Below are 24,279 nucleotides of genomic sequence, written 5' to 3'. Positions count from 1 at the left end.
TAGAGCGGGATTCAGCACCCGGCAAGTCAGGCTCGCGTGAGGACAGGGCGGCAGCGCTTGACCGGCCGGCGCGGCGCGGCCATGCGATGCGGTCATGAAGCAGATGCAACCGGGCAGCGCCGCGCTGCTCGTCATTCTCGCCGCGACGCTGGCGCGGCTGGTGCTGGCCGCCGGCATGGGGCTCGGGATCGACGAGAGCTACATGGTCGCCGCCGCGCACACGTTCCAGCTGTCGTATTTCGATCATCCGCCGGTCTCGTGGTGGATGGAACTCGGCATCCAGCGGCTGACCGGGCTGCACACGCCGTTCATCGTGCGGCTGCCGTTCATCGCGACGTTCGCGGCGACGAGCGGGCTGATGTACGGGCTGACAAGGCGGCTGTTCTCGCCGGCGGCGGGGCTGTGGGCGGTGATCGGGTTGAATATCTCGCCGGTGTTCTCGTTTGCCTTCGGCACCTGGGTGCTGCCGGACGGGCCGCTGGATGCGTTCCTGGTCGGCGCCGCCTGGGCGCTGGCGCGGGCGCTGGGGATCGGGCGGACGGAGCAGGCGGCCACGCCCGATCCGGAATTCTGGCCGCTGGCGGGCATTCTGATCGGGCTCGCGATGGCCTCGAAATACAACGCGGTGCTGGTGCTGGCGGGGGCGCTGCTGTTCCTGCTGGTGGATGCGCGGGGGCGGCGGGCGCTGGCGACGCCGGGGCCGTGGGTGGCCTGCGTGCTGGCGGCGGGGATGTTCTCGCCGGTGGTGATCTGGAACGCGCTGAATGGCTGGGCCTCGTTCGGCTATCAGGGCGACCGGGCGGCGGGGCTGGCGCTGCACCCGCTGCGGCCCTTCGCGATCTGGGGCGGGGAGGCGCTGTTCGTCGCGCCCTGGATTTTCGTCCCCATGATCGGGCTCCTGATCGGCGGGCTGCTTGGGCGCGACCGGCGGGCGCGGCTGCTGGCCTGGCTCGGCGTGGTGCCGGTGGCGCTGTTCTCGGTGATCGGGTTGTGGTCGTCACGCAAGATTTTGTTCCACTGGGCGGCGCCGGGGTATCTGATGTTGTTCCCGCTGCTTGGCGACTGGGCGGTGCGCCAGCGCGGGGCGCTGCTTCTGTGGATCGGCCGGGCGGCGGCGGGGACGGCGGCGCTGCTGGCGGTGGCGGTGCTGTTCATCGCCGTGCAGGTGCGGCTCGGCATCGTGCCGGGGTTCGATGCGATGTTCCCGCCCGGAAAGTCGCCCACCTTGCAGGCGATCGACTGGACGAGTTTCCGCGCTTCACTCAAGGCGCGCGGGCAGCTCGACCGGCCGGGGCTGGCGCTCGCGGCACTGCGCTGGTTCGATGCGGGGAAGATCGCCTATGCGGTCGGGCCGGGAATGCGGATGACGGTGTTCGAGGGCAATCCGCATGAATTCGGCGTGACCACGCCGCCGCGATCGCTGATCGGAGAGAATATCCTGATCGCGGCGATGCCGGGATCGGTCTCGGCGATCGAGACGCGCTATGCGCCGCGGTTCCGCTCGATCACGGTGGAGCCGCCGATCGACATCGTTCATGACGGGCATGTGCTGCTGCGGGTGCCGGTGCTGATGGGGCACGATCTGCTCTCCTGGCCGGCGGCGCGGCGGTAGAGCATCATCCGATCAGATGAACTCATCTGATCGGATAAAGATGCTCGGTTTGTCAGTATGATAGAGCATCATCCGATCAGATGGGCTCATCTGATCGGATCAAGATGCTCTAGTAATCAAAAAGATAGAGCGCATCATCCGGTCCTGATGGATCGGAACGTGTTCTAGCGTTCCGCAACTTCCAGCGTTCCGCAACCGAACCGGTCTCGTTGCTTGATCGGGGCATCATCCATGCCCATTTGTCATGAATGCAACCGATCCTGACGCGCGATCACGCGCTGTTCCTCGACCTGGACGGCACGTTGCTGGAATTTGCCCCGACGGCGGAGGAGGTGGCGGTGCCCGAGGGGCTCGCTTCGATGCTGCGCGGGCTGGCGGCGCAGCGCGACGGGGCGCTGGCGATCCTTTCGGGGCGGTCGCTCGCGCAGATCGACGCGGTGACCGGCGCCCCCTTCCCCGCCGGCGCCGAGCACGGCTTCGTGCTGCGCGACGCGGCGGGGGTGATCCATCATCCGCTGCACGAGACGGCGAACCGCGCGGCGTGGCGGGCGGCGCTGGAGGCGGCGGCGGCGGCGCATCCGGGCGTGCGGATCGAGGCGAAATCGGCCTCGCTGGTCGCGCATTTCCGGGCAGCTCCCGCGGCCGGGACGGCGCTGAGGGAGATGATCGGCGCGATGATCGCCGCCTCGCCCGAGGTAGAATTGCTGGCGGCGAACATGGCCTGGGAGATCCGCCCGCGCGGCGCGGGCAAGGGGCGCGCGCTGGAATGGTTCATGGCGCGGCCGCCTTTCGCCGGGCGGGTGCCGGTTTTCGTCGGCGATGACGTGACCGACGAGGAGGCGATCGCGGCGGCGGCGGCGCAAGGCGGGCATGGGCTGCATGTGCATCGCGATTTCGGCGGCAGGCCGGGTGCTGTGCTGGCCTGGCTCGGCAGCGCCCTCGTGCCGGGAGGGGTGTGAGATGGGGCGGCTCGTCGTCGTGTCCAACCGGGTGTCGCTGCCCACCGACAAGGGGGCCAAGGCCGGCGGGCTGGCGGTGGCGCTGGAGGAGGCGATGATCCCCGGCTCGCTCTGGTTCGGCTGGTCGGGACGGCGGAGCGCGAGCGATGCGGGACGGACGGCCATCGCCGAGCATCGCGGCATCACCTATGCGACGCTCGATCTGAGCGAGGCGGAGTATCGGCGCTTCTATGTCGGCTTCTCCAACGGCGCGCTGTGGCCGCTGCTGCATTACCGCAGCGGGTTGTTCGACTTCCGGCGCGACGAGTTCGAGGGGTATCTCGCGGTCAACGAGAGATTCGCCGCCCGGCTCGCGCCGCTGCTGGACCCGGACGACGTGATCTGGATCCATGACTACCAACTGCTGACCATGGCCGAGGCGCTGCGGCGGCGCGGCGTCACCAACCGGATCGGGCTGTTCCTGCATATCCCCTTCGTGCCGCCGGCGATGCTGCACGTGCTGCCGGAGGCGTGCCAGCTGGTGCGGGCGATGGCGGCGGCGGACCTCGTCGGGTTCCAGACCGAGGGCGACCGGGCGAATTTCCTGGAGTGCGCCGCCTCCTGCATGGAACTGCACCGCGACGGGGCGGGCGGCTTCGTTCATGACGGGCACCGCACGATGACGACGGTAACGCCGGTGGGGATCGACGCGGAGGGCTTCGCGCGCGCAGCGCAGCGGGCGGCGGGGATGGCGGATTCGCGGCGGCTGGTGTCGAGCCTGGTGGGGCGGGCGCTGGCGATCGGGGTGGACCGGCTGGACTATACCAAGGGGTTGCCGCAGCGCTTCGACGCGTTCGGCCGGCTGTTCCAGCGGCACCCCGAGCATCTGCGCCGGATCAGCCTGTTGCAGATCGCCGCCCGCTCGCGCGAGGATGTCGACCGGTATCAGGCGCTGCGGCACGAACTGGACCGGCAGGCCGGCAAGATCAACGGCGCCTATTCGGATTTCGACTGGACGCCGCTGCGCTACATGACGCGGGCGGTGAACCGCGCCACCATCGCCGGGTTCTACCGGATCGCCAGCATCGGGCTGGTGACGCCGCTGCGCGACGGGATGAACCTGGTGGCGAAGGAGTTCATCGCCGCCCAGGACCCGGCGGACCCGGGGGTGCTGGTGCTCTCGCGCTTCGCCGGGGCGGCGGAGGAGCTGACCGAGGCGCTGATCGTCAATCCGTATGACGCCGACCAGGTGGCGGATGCGATGCACGCGGCGCTGCTGATGCCGGCGGAGGAGCGGGTCGCGCGGCATGCGGCGCTGCTCGGCAAGATCAGGGCGCGGACCGCCGCCTCATTCTGCCGGAGCTTCCTCGACCAGTTGCGCGAGATCGAGCGCTGAGGCGCGTGCCGCCGCCAGCATATGCACGGGCGGCGCGGCGGTGACGGTGAGTTTCGGCTCCAGCGGCAGGGCGAGCGCGCGGGCGAGCAGGCAGAGCCCGTCGGAAGCGGTGCCGTAGAGTGGATCGCCGACGATGGGGAAGCCGGATTCGGCGCAATGGACGCGGAGCTGGTGGGTGCGGCCGGTGCGCGGGCGGAGTTCGAGCAGGGCCCTGCCCTGCCCCGCCGCGAGGCATCGCCAGTCGGTGATCGCGGGGTCGCCGCGCGGATCGGGCGCGATGCGCCAGCCGCCCTGGGTGGCGCGGCGGGCGAGCGCCAGTTCGATCGTGCCGTGCGGCGCGGCCGGAACACCCTCGACGATCGCCCAGTAGGTCTTGCCGACGCGGCGGGCGGCGAAGGCGCGTTGCAGCGCGACCAGCGTGGTCTTGCGGCGGGCGATGGCGAGGCAGCCGGAAGTGTCGGTATCGAGCCGGTGGACCAGCCACGGCCCGTCGGCGCCGCGCCGCCAGCGGGGGAACCAGTCTTCCACGCTCGGGCCGCCGGCGCGGCCGGCATGGCTCGGCAGGCCGGCGGGCTTGTCAATCACGATCAGGTGGGTCGAGTGGTGGAGGATGCGGGGCTCGGTCATCGCTCGCTCAGCGTCGTGCCATGGCCGGGCGCGGGTTCAGGCCGGGCGCGGCGGGGGGCGGAGATGGGCGGGCACCGCGAAGCCGAGGCGGCTCGGGATGTCCCATACCTCGTCGATCCGGCGGACGATGCGAAAGCCGGCGCGCTGGTAGTTCGGCAGGGCGCGGGGATGATCGGCGGTGCAGGTGTTCACCGTCATGCCGCGGACCGGGCCGGAGAAGACCCGCTCGATCGCCGCCCCCAGCAGGGCGAAGCCGAGGCCGCGGCCGATCACCTCGGGCAGCAGGCCGAAATAGCTCAGATTGACATCCGGCCAGGAGGTCGCGTCCAGCTCGAAGAAGCCGGCGACCGCGCCATCGACCCGCAGCAGGTACACCGCGATCGCCGGATCGGCCAGCAGGCGGGCGAGCATCGCATCCGGCATGATCCGCCGCAGCCACCACAGCCAGGGCTGGCCGACACGGTCGTAGAGGTCGCGATAGGTCGCGAGATCCATGTGCGGCACAGGCTCGATCGTGGCGCCTTCAGGCAGGTCGGGCCATGTGCGGGCGGGCATGCGGTCCATCCGCAGGAAGGTCACGGTGACGCAGGCGCGGTCGAAACTCTCGCCGGGGCGGACGCGGGCATATTCGAGCATGGCGCGGCTCAGTCCTCGAGGAAGCTCCTCAGCTTGCGGCTGCGCGAGGGATGCTTGAGCTTGCGCAGGGCCTTCGCCTCGATCTGGCGGATGCGCTCGCGGGTGACGTTGAATTGCTGGCCGACTTCCTCAAGCGTGTGGTCGGTGTTCATGCCGATGCCGAAGCGCATGCGCAGCACGCGCTCCTCGCGCGGGGTGAGCGAGGAGAGCACGCGGGTCGCGGCTTCGCGCAGATTGGCGTGAACCGCGGCATCGAGCGGGATGATCGCGTTCTTGTCCTCGATGAAATCGCCGAGATGGCTGTCTTCCTCGTCGCCGATCGGGGTTTCGAGGGAGATCGGCTCCTTGGCGATCTTGAGCACCTTGCGCACCTTCTCGAGCGGCATGCCGAGCTTCTCGGCCAGTTCCTCGGGCGTCGGCTCGCGGCCGATCTCGTGCAGCATCTGCCGCGAGGTGCGGACCAGCTTGTTGATCGTCTCGATCATGTGGACCGGGATGCGGATGGTGCGCGCCTGATCGGCGATCGAGCGGGTGATCGCCTGGCGGATCCACCAGGTCGCGTAGGTCGAGAACTTGTAGCCGCGGCGGTATTCGAATTTGTCCACCGCCTTCATCAGGCCGATATTGCCTTCCTGGATCAGGTCGAGGAATTGCAGGCCGCGATTGGTGTATTTCTTGGCGATGGAGATGACGAGGCGCAGATTGGCCTCGATCATTTCCTTCTTGGCGCGGGTGGAATCGCGCTCGCCGCGCGAGACGGTGGCATAGACGCGGCGGAATTCCTCGATCGGCAGCTGCGCCTCGGCGGCGATGCGGCCGATCTGGGCGCGCAGCTCGGTGATGCGGGTGCCGTAGCGCTCGACGAAGATTTTCCAGCCCTTGCCGGGGCGCTTGGCCACGTCGTCCAGCCAGGTCGGGTCCATCTCGCGGCCGCGATAGGCGGCGAGGAAGTCCTCGCGGGTGATCTTGCAGCCCTCGGCGAGGCGCAGCATCTGGCCTTCCAGACCGTTGAGCCGCTGGTTCAGCTCCTTGAGCTGGATCACCAGCTCCTCGATGCGGTTATTGTGCAGGCTGACCTGCTCGACCTTGGCGACCAGCTCGTCGCGCAGCTTTTCGTAGGTCTTTTCCGAGCGGGAGGCCATTTCCTCGCCGGCGTTCATCGCGTCCAGCCGCTTGTGCTGGAGCTTCATGAACTTCTCGTAGAGCTTCTCGACCTCGGTGAAGGTTTCGAAGACCTCGGGCTTGAGCTTCTCCTCGACCGCGGAGAGCGAGAGGCCGCTGGATTCGCCTTCCTCGTCCTCCTCGGGTTCCTCGGCGACCGGGGCGTTGGGGTTGAAGCCGGCATCGCCGCCGCCCTGGGTGGCTTCGAGATCGATCACGTCGCGCAGCAGCATCTTCCCGTCCTTGAGGGATTCATGCCACGAGATGATCGCGCGGAAGGTGAGCGGGCTTTCGCAGAGCCCGCCGATCATCATGTCGCGCCCGGCCTCGATGCGCTTGGCGATGGCGATCTCGCCCTCGCGGGAGAGCAGCTCGACCGTGCCCATCTCGCGCAGATACATCCGCACCGGATCATCGGTGCGGCTGCCGCTCGACTCGCTGATGTTGCCGGAGGCGGTTTCCTCGTCCTCGGTCGCTTCCTCGTCCTTCTCGGCGCGGGCGGCGGGTTCCGGCTCCTCGCCTTCCTCGCCCTCGACCACCTGGATGCCCATTTCGCTGAGCATCGACATCACGTCCTCGATCTGCTCGGAGCTGTTCTGCTCGGAGGGGAGGACGGCGTTCAGCTCGTCGAAGGTGATGTAGCCACGCTCCTTGCCGCGGGCGATCAGGCGCTTGACCGAGGCGGACTGGATGTCGAGCGTTGCGGTGTCGGCCTCGGCCTCGGGCGCCGCGGTCTCGGCTTGGGCAGCTTGTTTGGTCGCCATCAGTGCATCAATCTCCAGGGCAGCAACGCGAAGGGCGCGCTCGGTTCAGGCGTCAAGGTCGGCTTCGCCCCGCTCGGCGCGATAGCGCGCTTCCACGAGGGCCCGCAGACGGGTGTTGTTTTCGGGCGTCGGATCCTGCTCGAACCTCAGTCTCTGTTCCTCGCATTGTTGCCGCAGCCAGTCCAGATTCATCAGGCCGTATAGTCCGTACCAGAGCGACTGCAACGCATCGGCGCCGGTTGCGGACGTGTCGGTTCCGGTTCCGGGGCGCGGAATGCCGCCAAGAACGAGAGCGGCCTCCTCACCCAGACCCGACTGGGTCAAATGGTTGAGCAGGTGTTCAGAGTCAAGGGTTTCGGCGGTGGCGAGCCATGCGGCCATCGCGGCGCGCAGGCGGGCGCACTCCTCCGGCAAGGCGAGCAGGCCGAAGGCCTCCTCCAGCATCGGCAGCAGGTCGGGATGGGCGATGAGCAGGCCGGTCAGCAGCCGGGCGCGGCGGCGATGGGCGATGGCGGTGTCGATCGGAGGGCGGGGCAGGTTGAGCGGCGGCGGGTTGGCGAAGCCGGGACGCGAAAAGCCGGAACGCGAAAAGCCGGGACGCGAAAAGCCAGGACGGAAGGCCGCGCTGCCGCCGGGACGGGCCGCGGACGCGCGGTCGCGCCGGGCGGCGAAGAAACGGTCGAGCAGGGCGGCGCGGTATTCGCCGGCCAGGGCGCGGTCGTCGATCAGGCGGGCGAGCGCCTCCAGCCGGGCGCGCAGGGCGGCGCGGCCTTCCGGGGTGGACTGGTCGGCCGCCTCGGCGAGCAGGTCGTAGAGCGTGTCGGCCAGCGAGGGGATCGCGGCGAGGCGGGCGGCGAAGGCGGACGCGCCCTCACGGCGGACGAAACTGTCCGGATCATCGCCCGGCGGCAGGGCGAGCACGGCGAGGCCGCGCTCGGGGGTGAGCTGCTTCAGCGCGAGTTCGATGGTGCGCAGGGCCGCTCTGCGGCCGGCGGCATCGCCATCGAGGCAGAGGATGGGGCGCGGCGAGAGGCGCCAGAGTTCCTCGAGATGGGAGTCGGTGAGTGCGGTGCCGAGCGGGGCGACCGCGCCGGCGAAGCCGGCGGCGGCGAGCGCGATCACGTCCATATAGCCCTCCACCACGATCAGCGCCGCGCCGGTGCGGATGGCGGGGCGGGCGGAGTCGAGCCCGTAGAGGGTGCGGCGCTTGGAGAAGAGCGCGGTTTCCGGGCCGTTGAGGTATTTCGGCTGGCCATCGCCGAGCAGGCGGCCGCCGAAGCTGAGCATGCGGCCCTTGCGGTCGCGGATCGGGAACATCACGCGGTTGTAGAAATAATCGACCGCGCCGCGCTCGCCCTCCTTCATCAGCCCGGCCTCGATGAGGCGGGATTCGGCGATGCCCTGGCGGGCGAGTGCGGCGCGCAGCGCCCCCCTGCCCTCGCCCGACCAGCCAAGGCCGAAGCGGGCGATGGTCGGCGCATCGAGGCCGCGGGCGGCGAGATAGGCGCGGGCGGCCTCGCCCTCGGGGGCGGCAAGGCGGCGGCGGTATTCGGCGGCCGCGGCTTCGAGCACATCCGCCAGCTCCGCCTCGCGCTTCTGCGCCTCGGCGATGGCGGGGCTCGGCTTCGGCACCTCCAGCCCGGCCTCGGCGGCGAGGCGCTCGATCGCCTCGATGAAGCTCGCCCCCTCGCTCTGCATCACGAAGCTGATGGCGTCGCCATGCGCGCCGCAGCCGAAGCAGTGATAGTGATCGTCGTAGACGTAGAACGAAGGCGATTTCTCGTTGTGGAACGGGCAGCAGCCTTTCTGGTCGCGGCCGGCGCGCTCGAGGCGCACGCGGCGGGCGACCAGCGGGACGAGCGGCGTGCGGTTGCGCAGCTCGTCGAGAAATTGCGGCGGCAGGCTCATCCGCCGGCCAGCTTCGCCTTCACCGCGGCCGAGGCGGCGGCCATGTCGAGGGCCGCACCGTGCGCCGCCTTCAGCGCGGCGATGACCGCGCCCATCTGTTTCGGGCCGGTCGCACCGGTGGCGGCTATGGCGGCGGCGATGGCGGCATCGAGCGCCGCACCGGCGAGGGTTTGCGGCAGATAGGCCTCGATGATGGCGATTTCCGCCGCCTCGCGCGCGGCAAGCTCGGGGCGGTTGCCGGCGAGATATTGCGCCTCGGACTCGCGGCGGGATTTGACCATGCCGCGCAGCAGGGCGACGAGTTCGGCCTCGGCGATCGCCTCGACGCCGCGCGGGCGGGCGGCGATGTCGGCGTCCTTCACCTTGGCGAGGACCATGCGCAGGGTGGAGACGCGGATCTCGTCGCGCGCGCGCATGGCGGATTTCAGGTCTTCGGTCAGGCTGACGCGCAGGGCGGCGGCGGCTTCGCCGGGAACATTCGCTTGTGTGACGGTCATGACGGTCTCCGAACTTGTGCCGGCCGCGGACGCGGGGCGGCGCGGCCGTCAGCCGAAGGCCGCGCCCGTGCCGGCCAGCACGCCCGACGCCGCAAGGACGAGCAGTCTATCGCCGGAGAGCGGCCGGGAAAAGAGATATCCCTGGGCATCGATGTCGGGATAGGCCAGCAGGGCGGCGGCGTGCGCCTCGGTCTCGACGCCCTCGACGGTGACGCGCAGGCCGAGCGTGCGGCTGAACTCGATGATCGCCCTGACGATCTGCGCGGCGTTGCCCGGACGATCAAGCTCGCGGATGAAGCTGCGGTCGATCTTCAGGCGGTCGAAGGGAAAGGTGCGCAGGGTGGAGAGGGCGGCGAAACCGGTGCCGAAATCGTCGATCGCGATGCTGCAGCCAAGGGCGCGCAGGCGGCGGAGATTGTCGATCGTGCGGTCGTCGGTGGAGAGCAGGGCGGTTTCGGTGACTTCGAACTCGATGCGCCGGGGATCGAGGCCGGAGGCGGCGATGACCGCGGAAATCTGGTCGAATTGCAGCGCCTCGCGCAGATGCAGGGCGGAGAGGTTGATCGAGATCGAGATCTCGGGCGGCAGGCGCAGGGCGAAGGCGGCGGCCTCGGCCAGCACATGGCGGGTGACGGCGCCGATCAGCCCGCCGCGCTCGGCGATGGCGATGAAATCCTCCGGCCCGATCACGCCGCGCTGGGGATGGCGCCAGCGCACCAGCGCCTCGACCGCGCGCAGCCGGCGGCTGCGCAGATCGACGATCGGCTGGTATTCGAGGAAGAGTTCGCGGTCGTTCAGGGCGCGGCGGATGTCGCGCCGCAGGCCGCGCTGGGTCTGCACCTGGCGGTCCATCGCCTGGTCGAAGAGCTGCCAGGCGCCGCGGCCGCGCTGCTTGGCGCGGTAGAGGGCGAGATCGGCGTTGCGCAGCAGGGCGTCCGACGTGTCGGCATCCTCGGGCGCGAGGGCGATGCCGATGCTGACGCCGATCTCGACCGTCATGCCGTCGAGCCCGTAGGGCGGGGAGAGGCGCTCGATGATGCGGTCGGCCATCGAGGTCGCGTCGAGCCGGCTGCCGCCGGGCAGCAGGACGGCGAATTCGTCGCCGCCAAGGCGGGCGGCGATGTCGGTGTCGCGGATGGCGCCGCGCAGGCGGCCGGCGACGGCGCGCAGCAGGCTGTCCCCCAGGGCGTGGCCGTAGCTGTCGTTCACCGCCTTGAACTGGTCGAGATCGAGATAGAGCATGGCGGCGCCGGCGGTGGCGAGCGCCTGGTCGGCCAGGACGCCGAAAGCGGCGCGGTTGAGCAGCTCGGTCAGCGGATCGTGACGGGCGAGGAAATCGATCCGCTGGCGGGAGCTGTGCGCCACCGTGACATCCGAGCCGACGCCGCGATAGCCGGCGAAGAGGCCGTGATGGTCGAGCGTGGGCTTGCCGGTGAGCGACCACCAGCGGCGGTCATCCGCCGGGCCGACCGGCACCAGCAGGTCGCGGAACGGCCGGCGCAGGCCGATCTGACGGCGCAGTTCGGCATAGGGGTCGGAATTGGCATTGCCATCGGCGGCATCGGTATCGGCCGCGCTGGCATCCGTGGCGCCGAGGCTGGCGAGGAAGGTGAACAGGTTGCCGCCGATCGCGGTGGCGTCGCGGCGCGCTGCCTCGGCCAGACGCGGCGAGGGATGGACGAGGTTCAGCCGGGCGTCGGTCTCCCACAGCCAGTCGCTCGCATTGTCCTCGAAATCGCGCAGCAGCATCTGGATCGTCTCGTTGATCCGCCGCAGCTCGAAGGTGCTGACGCCGTGCTCGACCATGCGGCGGTTGAGCACGACCATGGTGAACAGGACGAAGGCGGAATAAAGGGCGAGCGTGATCACGATGGCGGGCTGCCAGAGACTGGCCGAGACGCGCAGGGCGGCGAAGGCGCCGGCGGTGAGCGGCAGCCAGAAGGCGAGCCTGGTGGCGAGCGGGCCGGCGGAAATGACGCTGGACAGCAGGCCGATGAACACGCCGATCAGCAGCCCCTGGCTATCCGGCGGCACCGCGCGGATCAGCAGGTTCAGATAGACCGCCCAGGCGGTGCCGAGCACCGCCGTGACGCCGTTGAAGGCGATGCGGATCAGCAGCAGGTCGGACCGGCGGCGGCGCAGTGCGGGCCAAGCGGCGGCGACGCCGAACAGGACGAGGCAGGCCAGCAGCAGCACGGCGAGCGACGCCGCCACTGCCGGGCGGTGCAGCGTGGCGCGGAAATCGACCGCGAGGACGATGGCGATGCCCATGCCGACCAGGCTCGCCACCCGGGTGAGCCGGGCGCGCAGCTCGAACCCCTCGATCGCCACCGACTCGGCGAGGTGGCGGGGCACCGCATCCGCGCCCAGCAGCGCGCGGATGACGCCGCGCAAGGCGGCCGGGCCCCCGGGCGATGGCCGGGAAAGGTCAGACATCGGCGGCGGGGGCTGCTGCGGGGGCGGCGAGATCAGTCATGAGGCAGGGGGAAGTGTTCCACGACACGTCTCTGGACTGGCGTTTCTCTAAATAGGTTAAAGTTTTCAATTTTTTGCAGCAAAAAATGATATTTATATGTAACGATATATACATATGGCCGCAATGTTGCAAGCAGCGCACGCATGTGCGGCGCAGACCTGAGCGGGCAGAGAGGGCGGGGCGGGATGAAAACCGGCCGGACGGCTTGGCCCGGCCGGGCGAGGAGGGGCCGGTGATCGAAAGCGTCGGGCGCCATCCGATCCCGCAGGATGGATGGCGCCCGCGCGATCAGAAGGCGGACAGGCCGGTCTGGGCGCGGCCGAGGATGAGGGCGTGGACGTCGTGCGCGCCCTCATAGGTGTTCACGGTTTCGAGATTCACCATGTGGCGGATGACATGGTACTCATCGACGATGCCGTTGCCGCCATGCATGTCGCGCGCGAGGCGGGCGATGTCGAGCGCCTTGCCGCAATTGTTGCGCTTGAGCAGGGAGATCATTTCCGGCGCCGCCTCGCCGGCATCGAGCAGGCGGCCGAGGCGCAGCACGCCCTGCAGGCCGAGCGTGATCTCGGTCTGCATGTCGGCCAGCTTCTTCTGGACGAGCTGGGTGCCGGCCAGGGGGCGACCGAACATCTGCCGGTCCAGCGTGTATTGCCGGGCCGCGTGCCAGCAGAATTCGGCAGCACCCAGCGCGCCCCAGGCGATGCCGTAGCGCGCGTTGTTGAGGCAGGAGAACGGGCCGCGCAGCCCCTTCACGCCGGGCAGCATGCGGTCCTCGGGGACGAAGACGTCCGAGAGCATGATCATGCCGGTGACCGAGGCGCGGAGCGAGACCTTGCCTTCGATCTTGGGTGTCTCCAGCCCTTTGGAGTCGCGATCGACCAGGAAGCCGCGGATCACGCCCTCGTCATCCTTGGCCCAGACCAGGCAGACATCGGCGATCGGCGAGTTGCTGATCCAGGTCTTCGAGCCGTTCAGCACAAAGCCGCCATTGACCTTCTTCGCCCGGGTGCGCATCGAACCCGGATCGGAGCCGGCATCGGGCTCGGTGAGGCCGAAGCAGCCGACCCATTCGCCGGTGCGCAGCTTCGGCAGGTAGCGGTCTTTCTGGGCCTCGGAGCCGAAGGCGTAGATCGGGTACATCACCAGCGAGGACTGCACCGAGAAGGCGGAGCGATAGCCGGAATCGACGCGCTCGACCTCGCGGGCGATCAGCCCGTAGGCGACATAAGAGACATCGGCGCAGCCATGGGTGGACAAAGTGGCGCCGAGAAAGCCCAGCTCGCCCATTTCGGACATGATCGAACGGTCGAAGCTTTCTTCGCGGAAGCCTTTAAGGACGCGCGGGAAGAGCTTGTTCTGGCAGTATTCGTGCGCCATGTCGCGGATGGCGCGCTCGTCTTCGGTGAGTTGCGCGTCGAGATGGAGGGCGTCCGACCAGTCGAACGGGGTGAACCCCCCCTTGCGGCCCGTCTTGCGGGGTGCGGCTTCGTCTATCCTCTTGATCTCGTTCATGCGGCGATTTCCGTATCCTCGTTGTGTTTGTCCTGGTCCGCGCCTTCCTCGCGGGGCCGGGACGTGTCGCGCCGGCGGATCTGCATGAAGGCGGGAATGTCGTTGCCGAAGCCGACCACGGCATCGCGCGGGGATTCGGCGCGGCCGCCGCGCTCGGCGCGGTCAGACCGCTCGGGGCGCTCGGAACGGTCAGACCGCTCGGGGCGCTCGGCGCGGTCGGGACGCTCGGACCGCTCGGAACGGTCAGACCGCTCGGGACGGTCGGGACGTTCGGACCGTTCGGGGCGGCGGCGCTCGCCGGACCTGGCGGTTGTTGCGGCTTTGGGGCTCGCGGGTTCGGCGGTGGCGGTGGCGGGCTTGGCGGCGGGTTTCGCCGCTCCCCTGCCCTTGCCGCGGCCGCGGCGGCCACGGCCGTCGGACTCCTCCCACTCCACCGGGTCGAGACCATCGACGGCGAGGCGGGGGATTTCATGGCCGGTGAGCCGCTCGATCGCCTCGACCGCGATCCGGTCCTCGGGGCCGGCGAGGGTCAGGGCGCGGCCCTGCAGGCCCGCCCGGCCGGTGCGGCCGATGCGGTGAACGTAATCCTCGGCGTGGTGCGGGACGTCGAAATTGAAGACATGCGACAGGCCGCCGATATCGATGCCGCGGGCGGCGACGTCGGAGCAGACGAGCAGGCGGATCTCGCCGGCCTTGAATTTCTCCAGCGTCGCGAAACGGGCCGATTGCGGCATGTCGCCATGCAGCATGCCGGCGGAGAACTGGTGCCGGACCAGCGACTTGCAGAGAATGTCGACATCGCGCTTGCGGTTGCAGAACACCAGCGCGTTCTGCACTTCCTCGCTGCGGATCAGCCGGCGCAGTGCCTCGCGCTTGTCATGCGTCGCGACGAGGGACAGGCCCTCGGTGATGGTGGTGGCGACGGTGGCCGGGCGGGAGACGGTGATTTCCTTCGGGTTCGAGAGGAAGGCGTCGGCCAGGCGGCGGATTTCGGGCGCCATGGTGGCGGAGAAGAACAGCGTCTGCCGCATCGCCGGCAGCATGGCGACGATGCGCTCGATATCGGGGATGAACCCCATGTCGAGCATGCGGTCGGCCTCGTCGATCACCAGCACGCGGACATCGGAGAGCAGCAGGCCGCCGCGCTCGAAAATGTCGATGAGGCGGCCGGGGGTGGCGATCAGCACATCGACCCCGCGGGTCAGCACGTCGCGTTGCTCGCCCATGCTCTCGCCGCCGATCAGCAGCGCGTGGTTGAGCTTCAGATGTTTGCCGTAGAGGACGAAATTCTCGGCGACCTGCAGGGCCAGTTCGCGCGTCGGCTCGAGGATGAGCGAGCGCGGCATCCGGGCGCGGGCGCGCGAGCCGGACAGGATGTCGAGCATCGGCAGGGTGAAGCTCGCGGTCTTGCCGGTGCCGGTCTGCGCGCAGGCCAGCACGTCCCGCCCCATCAGCACGACGGGGATCGCCTGCGCCTGGATCGGCGTCGGCGTCGTGTAGCCCTTCTCGGCGAGCGCTGTGAGGATGGGTTCGGACAGGCCGAGCGGCGCGAAGCCGGTTTCGGCCGGCGGTTCGGCGGCCGGTTCAGTGGCAGTGGTGGTGGGCGTGTGGGGCTCGATATCCCAGGATTCGGACAATATGCGGACCAATTCGGACAAGAGAAACTGATATGGCCCAGCCGGCTCGCCCACGCGCGGATAGCGGCGCGGGTGGGAAAATCGGGCATGGGCGGGAGGGCGTTCAACGCTGCCCTTCACACCTCCGGTATCAGTGCAGACCACGTAAAAGTCAAGGTGTTGCCGTGTGCTGCGGTGTTCAGAGCGGCAGGGTGACGATCACCCGGAGGCCGCCGAGCGGGCTGTCGGCGAGGTGGAGGTCGCCGCCATGGGCAGCGACGATGTCGCGCGCGATGGCGAGACCAAGGCCGGTGCCGCTGGCGCTGCCGCTCTCGAAGGGGCGCAGCATCGCCGCGCGGCGGCTTGCGGGGAGGCCGGGGCCGTCATCGTCGATGGTGATCCGCAGGGTCTGCCCGCCTTCCTGGGCGGCGCCGATGACGATTCGGCCGGCGGCGTGGCGGGCGGCATTGTCGAGCAGGTTGGCGAGCGCGCGGCGCATCGCCTCCGGCCGCAGCACCACCGGGGGGAGCGGGGCGAGATCGAGCCCGATCGGCGCGCCGCCGCGCGCCGCCCGCGCCGCCAGATCCTCGATCAGCAGGGCGAGGTCGGCCGGTTGCGGCTGCTCGGTGCCCTCGCCGCGGGCGAAGGTGAGGTAGAGGCCGATCAGGCGCTCCATCTCGGCGATGTCCTCGGTCATGCCCTCGAGATCGGCGGTGTCGGGCGGCATCATCGCGAGGGCGAGGCGCAGCCGGGTGAGCGGGGTGCGCAGGTCGTGCGAGACGCCGGCGAGCATCGCGGTGCGCTGGACGAGGAAGCGGCGGATGCGGTCCTGCATCCGGTTGAAGGCGGTGGCGGCGCGGCGGACCTCGATCGCGCCCTCGGGGCGGATCGGGCCGGGATCGCGCCCCATGCCGAAGGCCTCGGCGGCGAAGGCGAGGCGGCGGATGGCGCGGATCTGGTTGCGCAGGAACAGGATGGCGATGCCGAGCAGCAGGATGGTGACGCCGGCGAGCCAGGCGAAGAAGATGTAGAGCGCGCCGACATAGAGCCGCTTGCGCGGCACATCGACCGTGAGCACGCCGCCCGAGAGCTGGATGTCGACCCGGATCATCCCCGGCGGGCCGCGCCAGGCGAGGGTGAAATCGCGGTCGAGATTCTGCCGCAGGGCGCGGGCGAGATCGGTATCGACCGGGCCGAAGGCGTGCGGCAGGCCGCGCGGGGTGAGCGTGGCGCCGGGATGGACGCGGATGCGGAACTCGAAGCGCCGGGCGGCGTGGGCGAAGATGCGGCTGCGGGCGGCGGGGTGGAGCGTCGCCTGGTCGAGCACGAAGGCGATCTCGCCGGCGACGCTGCCGGCGAGGCGGCGGGAGAGAACGTCGAGATGGCTGCCATAGAATATTTGCAGGGCGACGCCCTCGAGCAGGACCAGCGGCAGGACCACGATCAGCAGGGTGCGGCCGAACAGGCTGCGCGGCAGGATCTTGCGCAGCACGCGGTCGGGCTCGAGACCGCGCGGGGCCAGTCTCATGTGGCCAGTCTCATGTGGCCAGTCTCATGTGACGGGTCTCATGGGGCGGGTCTCACTGTGGTTAGTCTCATGAGGCGAGCCTCATGGGCCGGGCTTGAGGACGTAGCCGCGGCCGCGCACGGTTTGCAGGTAGCGCGGCTCGCGCGGGTCGGGCTCGATCTTGCGGCGCAGGCGGGTCACCTGCACGTCGATCGCGCGTTCGCCGGCCTCGTCCATGCCGAGGATCTCGGCCAGCGCCTCGCGCGAGAGCACCTCATGGGCGCGGGCGGCGAGGACGGCGAGCAGGCTCGCCTCGCCGCCGGTCAGGCGGACCGGGCCGCGCAGGGTGGTGAGTTCGCCGCGGGCAGGATCGAAGCTCGCCGCCCCCAGCCGGACCGGGCCGGCTTGCTGCGCGGGCGGCGCGGCGCGGCGGAGCATCGCGCGGATCCGCAGCAGCAATTCCCGCGGGTCGAACGGCTTGCCGAGATAATCATCCGCCCCCGCCTCGAAGCCGGCGATGCGGTCTTCCGGCGCGCCGCGGGCGGTGAGCAGCAGGATCGGCAGATCGGGCGCGCGGTCGGCGCGGAGGGATTCGACGAAGTCGAGCCCGGTTTCCTCGGGCATCATCACGTCGAGCACCATCATGTCGGGGTCGACCACGCGCAGGGTTTCGCGGGCGGCGGCGGCACTTTCGGCGACGGTGACGCGAAAGCCGTTCTCGACCAGGTAGCGCTGCATCAGGACGCGCAGGCGGGCATCGTCATCGACCAGCAGGATATGGGCGCCGGCCGCCCCGCTCATCGCCGCGCGGTGCGCCCGGCATCGGCCCGGTCGAGATAGGCGCGGGCCTCATCCTTCATCATGCCGCGCAGCACGCGGCGGAACCCCTCGACGGCGGGGCCGCCGGCCTCGCGGAAGGCGGCGGTCAGGCGCTCGCGCTGGGCCTCGAACAGCTTGCGCTCCAGCGCCGCCCCCGCGGGCGTGAGGCTGAGCAGGCGCTGGCGGCGATCCGCCCGGCCGGGAATCTGCTCGACATAGCCATCGCGGATCAGCGGGCCGAGGACGCGGGCGAGGCTCTGCTTGGCGATGCCGAGAATGTGTAGCAGCTCGCCGACCGGCAGGCCGGGGTTGCGGCCGATGAAATGCAGCGTGCGGTGATGCGCGCGGCCGAAGCCCATTTCCGCGAGAATCGCGTCCGCCGCGGCCACGAGGTCGCGGTTGGCGAAGAAGATCATGTCCTGGGCGAGGCGGAGTTCTTCCTCGCGGAGGAAAAGGAGACCGGCAGCCGTGCCGGGTTGGGCTGTCTTTTCGTGCATGGCGTCGATGCCCATACTGAAGCGGGACGTCTGTGATAAGACAGGAATTATGGCTTTCCTGCAAGAACCGTTGCGCAGCCGCGCGCAATCGCCGTCAAAACCTCATTCCTGCTCCCTGAGAAACATCGCTTGGCCATCGCGGGCGGCCTGGATTAAGAGTTGGGTTCCTCGTTCGAGGAGACCGACATCAAAGAGGACGCGAGGCGATGAGTCTGATTCCGTTTGACGACCGCGACGGCATGATCTGGTGGGACGGCGCGCTGCGCCCCTGGCGGGATGCCAAGCTGCACGTGCTGAGCCACGGGCTGCATTACGCCTCCGCCGTCTTCGAGGGCGAGCGGTCCTATGGCGGGAACATCTTCCGCCTCCGCGACCATACCAACCGGCTGATCCAGTCGGGCAAGCTGCTCGGCTTCGACATTCCCTTCACCGCCGACGAGATCGACGCCGCCTGCAACGAGGTGCTCAAGGCGAACGGGCTGACTGACGCCTATGTCCGCCCCCTCGCCTGGCGCGGCTCGGAGATGCTCGCGGTTTCCGCCCAGCAGACCAAAATCCATCTCGCCATCGCCGCCTGGCCGTGGCCGAACCTGTTCGGCAACGACCGGATGAAGGGCATCACCCTCGGCATGGCGCAGTGGCGCCGGCCGGACGCGCGGACCGCGCCGACCGCCTCGAAGGCCGCCGGGCTCTACATGATCGGCACGCTCTCGAAGCACGCGGCCGAGGCCGAGGGGTTCAACGACGCGCTGATGCTCACCCTCGACGGGCATGTCGCCGAGGCGACGGGGGCGAACATTTTCTTCGCGATCGACGGCGAACTGCACACGCCGACGCCGGATTGCTTCCTCGACGGGATCACCCGCCGCACCGTGATGGCGCTGGCCCGCGCGCGGCAGATCCCGGTGCATGAGCGGCACATCCTGCCCGAGGAGATGGCGAAGGCGAGCGAGGTGTTCCTCGCCGGCACCGCCGCCGAGGTGACGCCGGTGCGCCAGATCGGCGAGCTGACCTTCACCCCCGGCCCGATCACCGAGACGCTGATCGCGGATTATACCGCCCTCGTCCACATGTCGCCGGAAGAGGTGGCCAAGCGGGCGGCGTGACCGTACCGCGGTTTGGCGACCACGCGGCGAACGAGCGCACCTTCCTCGCCTGGGTGCGCACCGCCATCGCGGTGATGGCGTTCGGCTTTCTCGTCGAACGCTTCAACCTGTTTCTGCAGGTGGCCGGGCAGTCGCTCGGCCGCACCTTCACCGTGTCGGGGACGCTGGCCTCGGACGCGGTGGGGATCGCGCTGATCATCGCCGGGGCGCTGATGGTCGCCGCCGCGATGCTGCGCTTCGTCGCCAACCGGCGGGCGATTCTCGACGAGGCCGCCCGCGCGCCGGGGAATGACCGGCTCGACCTGGCACTCGCCGGGATGATCGTCGCACTCGGGCTGGGGCTCGCGGCCTATCTCGCGGTGACGATCCTGCGCGGGGCGGGCTGATCCAGATCGCCGACGCCCGGCAGGATTGCGCTGACGGGGCGTTTGCCGGGTTTCGCGGCGGCGTTATGATCAGATGATGTCATCCGCACCACGCGCTGTCGCCGAAGCGGCGCCGGATCTCGCGACGAGCCGGCGCCTGCCGCTGCTGCTCGGCTTCCTGATCGCGATCGGGCCGGTGTCGGTCGACATGTATCTGCCTGCCTTTCCGACCATCGCCCGGCAGTTCCACGACCCGGCCGGGCCGGGGCTGACGCTCGCCGCCTATTTCGCCGGGCTCGCCGCGGGGCAGATGACGCAGGGGCCGTTTTCCGACCGGGCCGGGCGGCGGCTGCCGATCCTGCTCGGGCTCGGGCTCTATATCGCCGCCTCGATCGGCTGCACGCTGGCATGGAACACGGCATCGCTGTCGTGGTTCCGGCTGCTCGCCGCCTTTGGCGGCTCGGCCGCGGTGGTGGTGCCGCGGGCGATGGTGCGCGACATCGCCGACGGACCGGCGGCGGCGATGCTGTTCTCGCGGCTGATGCTGGTGATGGGGGTGGCGCCGATCATCGCCCCGATTCTCGGCAGCGCGGTGATCGCCTTCGGCTCGTGGCGGTGGATCTTTGTCCTGGCGACGCTCTACGGGATCGTCGCGATCGCGATGGTATGGGTGAAGCTGCCGGATACGCTGCCGGTCTCGCGGCGGAGCACGGTGGGGTTTCGCACCATCATCATCCGCTACGGGCAGATCGCCGCCGAGCGCGGCTTCCTGACCCATGCGCTGACCGGCACCTTCGCGATCGGCGCGCTGTTCGCCTATCTTGCCGGCACGCCGGCGGTGTTCATCGGCGCGTATCACTGGCACCCGCTCGCCTATGCGCTGCTGTTCGGGCTGAATGCGGCGATCTATATCGGGTTCAACCAGTGGAACCCGCATCTGGTGGCGCGGGCGGGGCTGCGGCCGGTGATTTCGGCTTCGGTCGTCGCACTTTTGTGCGGGACCATCGTGCTGGTGGTGGCGGCGCTGCGCGGCGGCGGGCCGCTGCCGATCATCGCCGGGCTGTTCATCTGCCAGGCGAGTTACGGGCTGACGCTGCCAAGCGCGCTGGTCGCCGCCCTCTCGCGGCACCAGGCGCATGCGGGCTCGGCCTCGGCCCTGCTCGGCACCTGGCAATATGTCGGCGGGGCGATCACCGGCGCGCTGGTCGGCGCCTTCGCCGACGGCACCGCCCGGCCAATGGCCTTCGCCATGTTCGCATGCGCGTCCCTCGCCGCACTCGCCGCCGCCTTCCGACCCCGACGCCTGACCTGACAGACTCACCTGACGAGGATTTCATGCCCAGCATCATCGGCATTCCCGCCTGCACCAAGTTCATCGGCAACCACCACCAGCACGCGACCCCGGCGCGCTACGGCGAGGCGGTGATCGCGGCGAGCGACGCGCTGCCGCTGCTGATCCCGCCGGAAGGCGAGGCGATGATCGCCGTGCTCGACCGGCTGGACGGCATCCTGTTCAACGGCAGCCCGAGCAACGTGATGCCGACGCGCTACGGCGTTGCCAATGACGAGACGCCGGACGCGCATGATGCCGACCGCGACGCGACGACGCTGCCGCTGATCCGCGCCGCCCTTGCCCGCGGGATGCCGGTGCTCGGCATCTGCCGCGGGTTGCAGGAACTCAACGTCGCCCTTGGCGGGACGCTGCACCAGCGCGTGCATACGCTCCCCGGGCGGCTCGATCATCGCGCCGGCGAGGGCACGCGGGCCGAGCAGATGGCGCTCAAGCACGAGGTGCGGCTGAGCGGCGCGCTGCGGCATATCTGCGGGGCGGAGACGATCATGGTCAATTCGCTGCACGGCCAGGCGATCGACCGGCTGGCGCCGGGGCTCGCGGCCGAGGCGGTGGCGCCGGACGGGACGATCGAGGCGGTGCGGGTCGAGGGGGCGACGGGCTTCGCCATCGCCGTGCAATGGCACCCGGAATGGGCGGTGATGGAGGCGCCGGACCGGCAGCGCCTGTTCGCGGCCTTTGGCGAGGCGTGCCGGGCCTGGCGCGGCGGGCGGGCGGCGGCCTGACTTTTGCCGCCGTTGATTCTATATGAACGGTTTACGCGAAAGGACGGGTCCCATGGATATCCAGACGATCGACACGCAATATGACCAGTTGCAGGGCCAGGCGCAGCAGACGGCCGGCCAGCTGAAGGCGCTGGCGCAGAAGCTGCAAGCGGCGCGAGACGCCGGGAACCAGGACGCGCGGGAGTGGCTGCTGGACCTGCGCGAGATCGCGCTGGCGATCCAGGCGGAGCAGAATCAGGTGGGCGGGCTGCTCCAGGCGCTTCACAATTTCGTGGCGAACCAGCCGGCCGCGCTCGCCGGCTCGGTGCCCCAAACTCAGCCGATGTCTCAGCCGGCTTACCAGCCCCAGGGTCAGCCCCAGAGTCAGCCAATGACCCAGCCGGCGTATCAGCCGCAGCCGCAATACCCCCAGCAGGGCTATCCCCAGCAGGGCGGCGGGCTGCTCGGCGGGTTCCTGAATTCGGGCTTTGGCCGGGCGATCGCGATGGGGGCCGGGTTCGGCCTCGGCGACGACCTGATCAACAGCATTTTCTGACCGGCCCGACATGAACTGGCTTTCCGAATTCGTCCGCCCGCGCATTCGCACCCTGCTCGGGCGCAAGGAGGCGCCGGACAATCTCTGGCATCAGTGCAGCGCCTGCCAGCAGATGATCTTTCACCGCGAACTGGAGACCAACCTCAAGGTCTGCCCGCATTGCGGCCACCACATGCGGGCGACGGCGGCCGAGCGGCTGGCCTGGACCTTCGATGGCGGCAAGTTCCAGCGGATCGACCTGCCCAGGGTGCCGGTCGATCCGCTGAAATTCCAGGATCGCAAGAAATATCCCGACCGGCTCGCCGATGCACGCAGGAAGACCGGGATGGAGGATGCCGTGCTGGTCGCGCATGGCACCGTGGGCGGGCATCGGGCGGTGATCGCGGCGATGGATTTCCGCTTCATGGGCGGCTCGATGGGGGCGGCGATGGGCGAGGCGCTGGTCGCCGCCGCCCGGCTCGCGGTGTTGCAGAAGGCGGCGCTGATCGTGTTCACCGCCTCGGGCGGGGCGCGGATGCAGGAAGGGCCGGTGAGCCTGATGCAGATGCCGCGCAGCACCATCGCGGTGCAGATGGTCCGCGAGGCGGGGCTGCCCTATATCGTCGTGCTGACCGATCCGACCACCGGCGGGGTGACCGCCTCGTTCGCGATGCTCGGCGATATCCAGATCGCCGAGCCGAACGCGCTGATCGGCTTTGCCGGGGCGCGGGTGATCGAGGAGACGATCCGCGAGAAACTGCCGGAAGGCTTCCAGCGCGCCGAATACCTGCTCGAACACGGCATGGTCGACATGGTGCTGGCGCGCGGCGAGATGGCGGCGACGCTCGGGCGGCTGCTCGGCCTGCTCAAGGTGGGGCGGCCGGACGCGGAGGCGGCGTGAGGCGCGGCGTGAGGCGCGGCGCAAGGCGGGCGGCATGAGCGGGGCGGCGACGGGATCGAGCCGGATCGATGCGCGGATCGAGCGGCTGCACACGCTCTATCCGCGGCTGATCGACCTGCGGCTGGAACGGCTGGAGCGGCTGCTGGCAGCGCTCGGCCATCCCGAGCGGCGCCTGCCGCCGACGATCCATGTCGCCGGGACCAACGGCAAGGGCAGCGTCTGCGCCTTCCTGCGCGGCATGGCCGAGGCGGCGGGGCTGCGCGCGCATGTCTATACCTCGCCGCATCTCGTGCGGTTCAACGAGCGCATCCGGCTGGCCGGCGCGCTGGTCAGCGATGACGAGCTGGACGCGGCACTCGACGAGGTGGAGCGGGTGAACGACGCCGCCCCCATCACCGTGTTCGAGGCGATCACCGCCGCCGCCTTCGTGCTGTTCGCATCCCGCCCGGCGGAGATCGCCATCATCGAGGTGGGGCTCGGCGGCACCTTCGATGCGACCAACGTGATCCCGCCGCCGGCAGCCGCCGCGATCACCGCGATCTCGCTCGATCACCGCGAATTCCTCGGCGATACCGAAACCGTGATCGCCGCCGAGAAGGCCGGGATCATGAAGGCGGGCAGCCGGGCCGTGACGGGGTTCCAGACGCCGGAGGTACTGGCCGTGCTGGATGCCAGGGCGAAGGCGGCCGGGGTGAAGCTCGCGGTGCGCGGGCGGCAGTGGCGGATCATGCAGCAGGGCGCGGGTGCTGTGTATGAGGATGAGGACGGGCGGCTGGAGCTGCCCCGCCCTGCCCTGCCCGGCGCGCATCAATTCGACAATGCCGGCATCGCCATCGCCGCCCTGCGCGCCGGCGGGTTCGGATTCGGCGAGGCCGCTTTCGCGCGCGGCATGGCCGCGGCGGAATGGCCGGCGCGGTTGCAGCGCCTCGGCGCGCCGCTGGAAGCGCTGCTGCCTTCGGGCTCGGAACTCTGGCTCGATGGCGCGCATAATCCGGGCGGGGCGCAGGCGCTGGCCGAGGTTCTGGCCGGCTGGGAGGGGGAGACGCATCTCGTCGTCGGGATGAAGCAGGCCAAGGACGTCGCGGAATTCCTGCGCATCCTGCTGCCGCAGGCGGCATCGGTGCAGGCGGTGGTCGAGCCGGGGCAGCATCTCGCCTTGCCGGTCGAGGCGATCATCGAGGCGTCGGGCGGGGTGGCGACGCCGGGCCCGGATGTGGAAACCGCGCTGCGGCGGCTCGCCGCGGACGGGGCGCCGAAGCGGGTGCTGATCTGCGGCTCGCTCTATCTCGCCGGGGTGATCCTGGCACGGCAGGACGCGGCGCCGGCAGAGGGGTGAACTCACGCGCCA

Annotated in this window: 21 protein-coding genes; 10 read left to right on the top strand and 11 right to left on the bottom strand. The window is 69.8% G+C overall.

Annotation, left to right across the window (positions count from 1 at the left end; genetic code table 11):
- The first annotated feature begins 94 nt into the window (after positions 1-94).
- The 3 genes from B7Z76_RS02520 (at position 95) to B7Z76_RS02510 (ending at position 3,946) form a co-directional block, all read left to right on the top strand.
- On the top strand, positions 95-1,612 hold the full coding sequence (locus B7Z76_RS02520) for a glycosyltransferase family 39 protein (RefSeq protein ID WP_291341936.1): 1,518 nt from the start codon (positions 95-97) through the stop codon (positions 1,610-1,612).
- Between the two features lie 248 nt (positions 1,613-1,860).
- Positions 1,861-2,571: a trehalose-phosphatase gene (otsB, locus tag B7Z76_RS02515; protein ID WP_291341934.1), complete on the top strand. Its 711-nt coding sequence runs from the start codon at positions 1,861-1,863 to the stop codon at positions 2,569-2,571.
- Between the two features lies 1 nt (position 2,572).
- The gene (locus B7Z76_RS02510; protein ID WP_174504564.1) at positions 2,573-3,946 is read left to right on the top strand and encodes a trehalose-6-phosphate synthase; all 1,374 of its coding nucleotides are present in this window, start codon (positions 2,573-2,575) and stop codon (positions 3,944-3,946) included.
- On the opposite strand, the gene B7Z76_RS02505 is transcribed toward B7Z76_RS02510, so the two are convergent.
- The 11 genes from B7Z76_RS02505 to B7Z76_RS02455 form a co-directional block, all read right to left on the bottom strand.
- Positions 3,899-4,573, bottom strand: coding sequence for an RluA family pseudouridine synthase (locus tag B7Z76_RS02505; RefSeq protein ID WP_174504563.1), 675 nt, complete (start codon positions 4,571-4,573; stop codon positions 3,899-3,901). The two genes, B7Z76_RS02510 and B7Z76_RS02505, sit on opposite strands and share 48 nt — an antisense overlap.
- A 36-nt stretch (positions 4,574-4,609) precedes the next feature.
- On the bottom strand, positions 4,610-5,209 hold the full coding sequence (locus B7Z76_RS02500; protein WP_291341930.1) for a GNAT family N-acetyltransferase: 600 nt from the start codon (positions 5,207-5,209) through the stop codon (positions 4,610-4,612).
- 8 nt (positions 5,210-5,217) lie between these two features.
- Positions 5,218-7,134: an RNA polymerase sigma factor RpoD gene (gene rpoD / locus B7Z76_RS02495; RefSeq protein ID WP_174504561.1), complete on the bottom strand. Its 1,917-nt coding sequence runs from the start codon at positions 7,132-7,134 to the stop codon at positions 5,218-5,220.
- A 45-nt stretch (positions 7,135-7,179) separates the two neighbouring features.
- Positions 7,180-9,042, bottom strand: a complete 1,863-nt coding sequence (dnaG, locus tag B7Z76_RS02490; RefSeq protein ID WP_291341928.1) for a DNA primase — start codon at positions 9,040-9,042, stop codon at positions 7,180-7,182.
- Complete coding sequence (locus B7Z76_RS02485) at positions 9,039-9,539, bottom strand: GatB/YqeY domain-containing protein (protein ID WP_174504559.1); 501 nt, start codon at positions 9,537-9,539, stop codon at positions 9,039-9,041. Before B7Z76_RS02485 ends, dnaG begins: the two co-directional genes overlap by 4 nt.
- 48 nt (positions 9,540-9,587) lie before the next feature.
- Positions 9,588-11,975, bottom strand: coding sequence for a bifunctional diguanylate cyclase/phosphodiesterase (locus B7Z76_RS02480; protein WP_291341926.1), 2,388 nt, complete (start codon positions 11,973-11,975; stop codon positions 9,588-9,590).
- A 328-nt stretch (positions 11,976-12,303) separates the two neighbouring features.
- Positions 12,304-13,530, bottom strand: a complete 1,227-nt coding sequence (locus tag B7Z76_RS02475; RefSeq protein WP_291341924.1) for an acyl-CoA dehydrogenase — start codon at positions 13,528-13,530, stop codon at positions 12,304-12,306.
- A complete protein-coding gene (locus B7Z76_RS02470; protein WP_408736362.1) occupies positions 13,527-15,167 on the bottom strand; it encodes a DEAD/DEAH box helicase in 1,641 nt (546 codons plus the stop codon). Before B7Z76_RS02470 ends, B7Z76_RS02475 begins: the two co-directional genes overlap by 4 nt.
- Positions 15,168-15,345: 178 nt before the next feature.
- Positions 15,346-16,674: an ATP-binding protein gene (locus B7Z76_RS02465; protein WP_174504555.1), complete on the bottom strand. Its 1,329-nt coding sequence runs from the start codon at positions 16,672-16,674 to the stop codon at positions 15,346-15,348.
- Positions 16,675-16,755: 81 nt separating this feature from the next.
- A complete protein-coding gene (locus B7Z76_RS02460; protein ID WP_291341921.1) occupies positions 16,756-17,454 on the bottom strand; it encodes a response regulator in 699 nt (232 codons plus the stop codon).
- Positions 17,451-17,969, bottom strand: a complete 519-nt coding sequence (locus B7Z76_RS02455; RefSeq protein WP_174504553.1) for a MarR family winged helix-turn-helix transcriptional regulator — start codon at positions 17,967-17,969, stop codon at positions 17,451-17,453. Before B7Z76_RS02455 ends, B7Z76_RS02460 begins: the two co-directional genes overlap by 4 nt.
- Positions 17,970-18,175: 206 nt before the next feature.
- On the opposite strand from B7Z76_RS02455, the gene B7Z76_RS02450 reads away from it, so the two are divergent.
- The 7 genes from B7Z76_RS02450 to B7Z76_RS02420 all read left to right on the top strand — a co-directional run bounded on the left by B7Z76_RS02450 (position 18,176) and on the right by B7Z76_RS02420 (position 24,267).
- The gene (locus tag B7Z76_RS02450) at positions 18,176-19,075 is read left to right on the top strand and encodes a branched-chain amino acid aminotransferase (RefSeq protein WP_174504552.1); all 900 of its coding nucleotides are present in this window, start codon (positions 18,176-18,178) and stop codon (positions 19,073-19,075) included.
- The gene (locus tag B7Z76_RS02445; protein WP_174504551.1) at positions 19,072-19,461 is read left to right on the top strand and encodes a YidH family protein; all 390 of its coding nucleotides are present in this window, start codon (positions 19,072-19,074) and stop codon (positions 19,459-19,461) included. The genes B7Z76_RS02450 and B7Z76_RS02445 overlap by 4 nt, the downstream gene beginning before the upstream one ends.
- 73 nt (positions 19,462-19,534) lie before the next feature.
- Positions 19,535-20,752 carry a multidrug effflux MFS transporter gene (locus B7Z76_RS02440; protein ID WP_291341916.1) on the top strand — a complete coding sequence of 406 codons (1,218 nt, stop codon included), beginning with the start codon at positions 19,535-19,537 and terminating at the stop codon, positions 20,750-20,752.
- A 23-nt stretch (positions 20,753-20,775) separates the two neighbouring features.
- A complete protein-coding gene (locus B7Z76_RS02435) occupies positions 20,776-21,516 on the top strand; it encodes a gamma-glutamyl-gamma-aminobutyrate hydrolase family protein (RefSeq protein WP_174504550.1) in 741 nt (246 codons plus the stop codon).
- 52 nt (positions 21,517-21,568) lie between these two features.
- Positions 21,569-22,051, top strand: coding sequence for a hypothetical protein (locus B7Z76_RS02430; protein WP_174504549.1), 483 nt, complete (start codon positions 21,569-21,571; stop codon positions 22,049-22,051).
- 10 nt (positions 22,052-22,061) lie between these two features.
- Complete coding sequence (accD, locus tag B7Z76_RS02425; protein ID WP_174504548.1) at positions 22,062-22,931, top strand: acetyl-CoA carboxylase, carboxyltransferase subunit beta; 870 nt, start codon at positions 22,062-22,064, stop codon at positions 22,929-22,931.
- Between the two features lie 34 nt (positions 22,932-22,965).
- Positions 22,966-24,267: a folylpolyglutamate synthase/dihydrofolate synthase family protein gene (locus B7Z76_RS02420; protein WP_291341911.1), complete on the top strand. Its 1,302-nt coding sequence runs from the start codon at positions 22,966-22,968 to the stop codon at positions 24,265-24,267.
- Positions 24,268-24,279 lie beyond the last annotated feature (12 nt).

This window comes from Acidiphilium sp. 20-67-58, from assembly GCF_002255515.1.
Taxonomy (GTDB): Bacteria; Pseudomonadota; Alphaproteobacteria; order Acetobacterales; family Acetobacteraceae; genus Acidiphilium.
Note: the sequence above shows the minus strand (reverse complement) of the source record. Positions and strands in the feature narration are given on the sequence as shown.

Coding starts and splice junctions, on each gene's coding strand:
- B7Z76_RS02520 (WP_291341936.1), top strand. CDS start 95: ATGAAGCAGATGCAACCGGGCAGCGCCGCGCTGCTCGTCATTCTCGCC.
- otsB (WP_291341934.1), top strand. CDS start 1,861: ATGCAACCGATCCTGACGCGCGATCACGCGCTGTTCCTCGACCTGGAC.
- B7Z76_RS02510 (WP_174504564.1), top strand. CDS start 2,573: ATGGGGCGGCTCGTCGTCGTGTCCAACCGGGTGTCGCTGCCCACCGAC.
- B7Z76_RS02505 (WP_174504563.1), bottom strand. CDS start 4,573: ATGACCGAGCCCCGCATCCTCCACCACTCGACCCACCTGATCGTGATT.
- B7Z76_RS02500 (WP_291341930.1), bottom strand. CDS start 5,209: ATGCTCGAATATGCCCGCGTCCGCCCCGGCGAGAGTTTCGACCGCGCC.
- rpoD (WP_174504561.1), bottom strand. CDS start 7,134: ATGGCGACCAAACAAGCTGCCCAAGCCGAGACCGCGGCGCCCGAGGCC.
- dnaG (WP_291341928.1), bottom strand. CDS start 9,042: ATGAGCCTGCCGCCGCAATTTCTCGACGAGCTGCGCAACCGCACGCCG.
- B7Z76_RS02485 (WP_174504559.1), bottom strand. CDS start 9,539: ATGACCGTCACACAAGCGAATGTTCCCGGCGAAGCCGCCGCCGCCCTG.
- B7Z76_RS02480 (WP_291341926.1), bottom strand. CDS start 11,975: ATGTCTGACCTTTCCCGGCCATCGCCCGGGGGCCCGGCCGCCTTGCGC.
- B7Z76_RS02475 (WP_291341924.1), bottom strand. CDS start 13,530: ATGAACGAGATCAAGAGGATAGACGAAGCCGCACCCCGCAAGACGGGC.
- B7Z76_RS02465 (WP_174504555.1), bottom strand. CDS start 16,674: ATGAGACTGGCCCCGCGCGGTCTCGAGCCCGACCGCGTGCTGCGCAAG.
- B7Z76_RS02460 (WP_291341921.1), bottom strand. CDS start 17,454: ATGAGCGGGGCGGCCGGCGCCCATATCCTGCTGGTCGATGACGATGCC.
- B7Z76_RS02455 (WP_174504553.1), bottom strand. CDS start 17,969: ATGCACGAAAAGACAGCCCAACCCGGCACGGCTGCCGGTCTCCTTTTC.
- B7Z76_RS02450 (WP_174504552.1), top strand. CDS start 18,176: ATGAGTCTGATTCCGTTTGACGACCGCGACGGCATGATCTGGTGGGAC.
- B7Z76_RS02440 (WP_291341916.1), top strand. CDS start 19,535: ATGATGTCATCCGCACCACGCGCTGTCGCCGAAGCGGCGCCGGATCTC.
- B7Z76_RS02435 (WP_174504550.1), top strand. CDS start 20,776: ATGCCCAGCATCATCGGCATTCCCGCCTGCACCAAGTTCATCGGCAAC.
- B7Z76_RS02430 (WP_174504549.1), top strand. CDS start 21,569: ATGGATATCCAGACGATCGACACGCAATATGACCAGTTGCAGGGCCAG.
- accD (WP_174504548.1), top strand. CDS start 22,062: ATGAACTGGCTTTCCGAATTCGTCCGCCCGCGCATTCGCACCCTGCTC.
- B7Z76_RS02420 (WP_291341911.1), top strand. CDS start 22,966: ATGAGCGGGGCGGCGACGGGATCGAGCCGGATCGATGCGCGGATCGAG.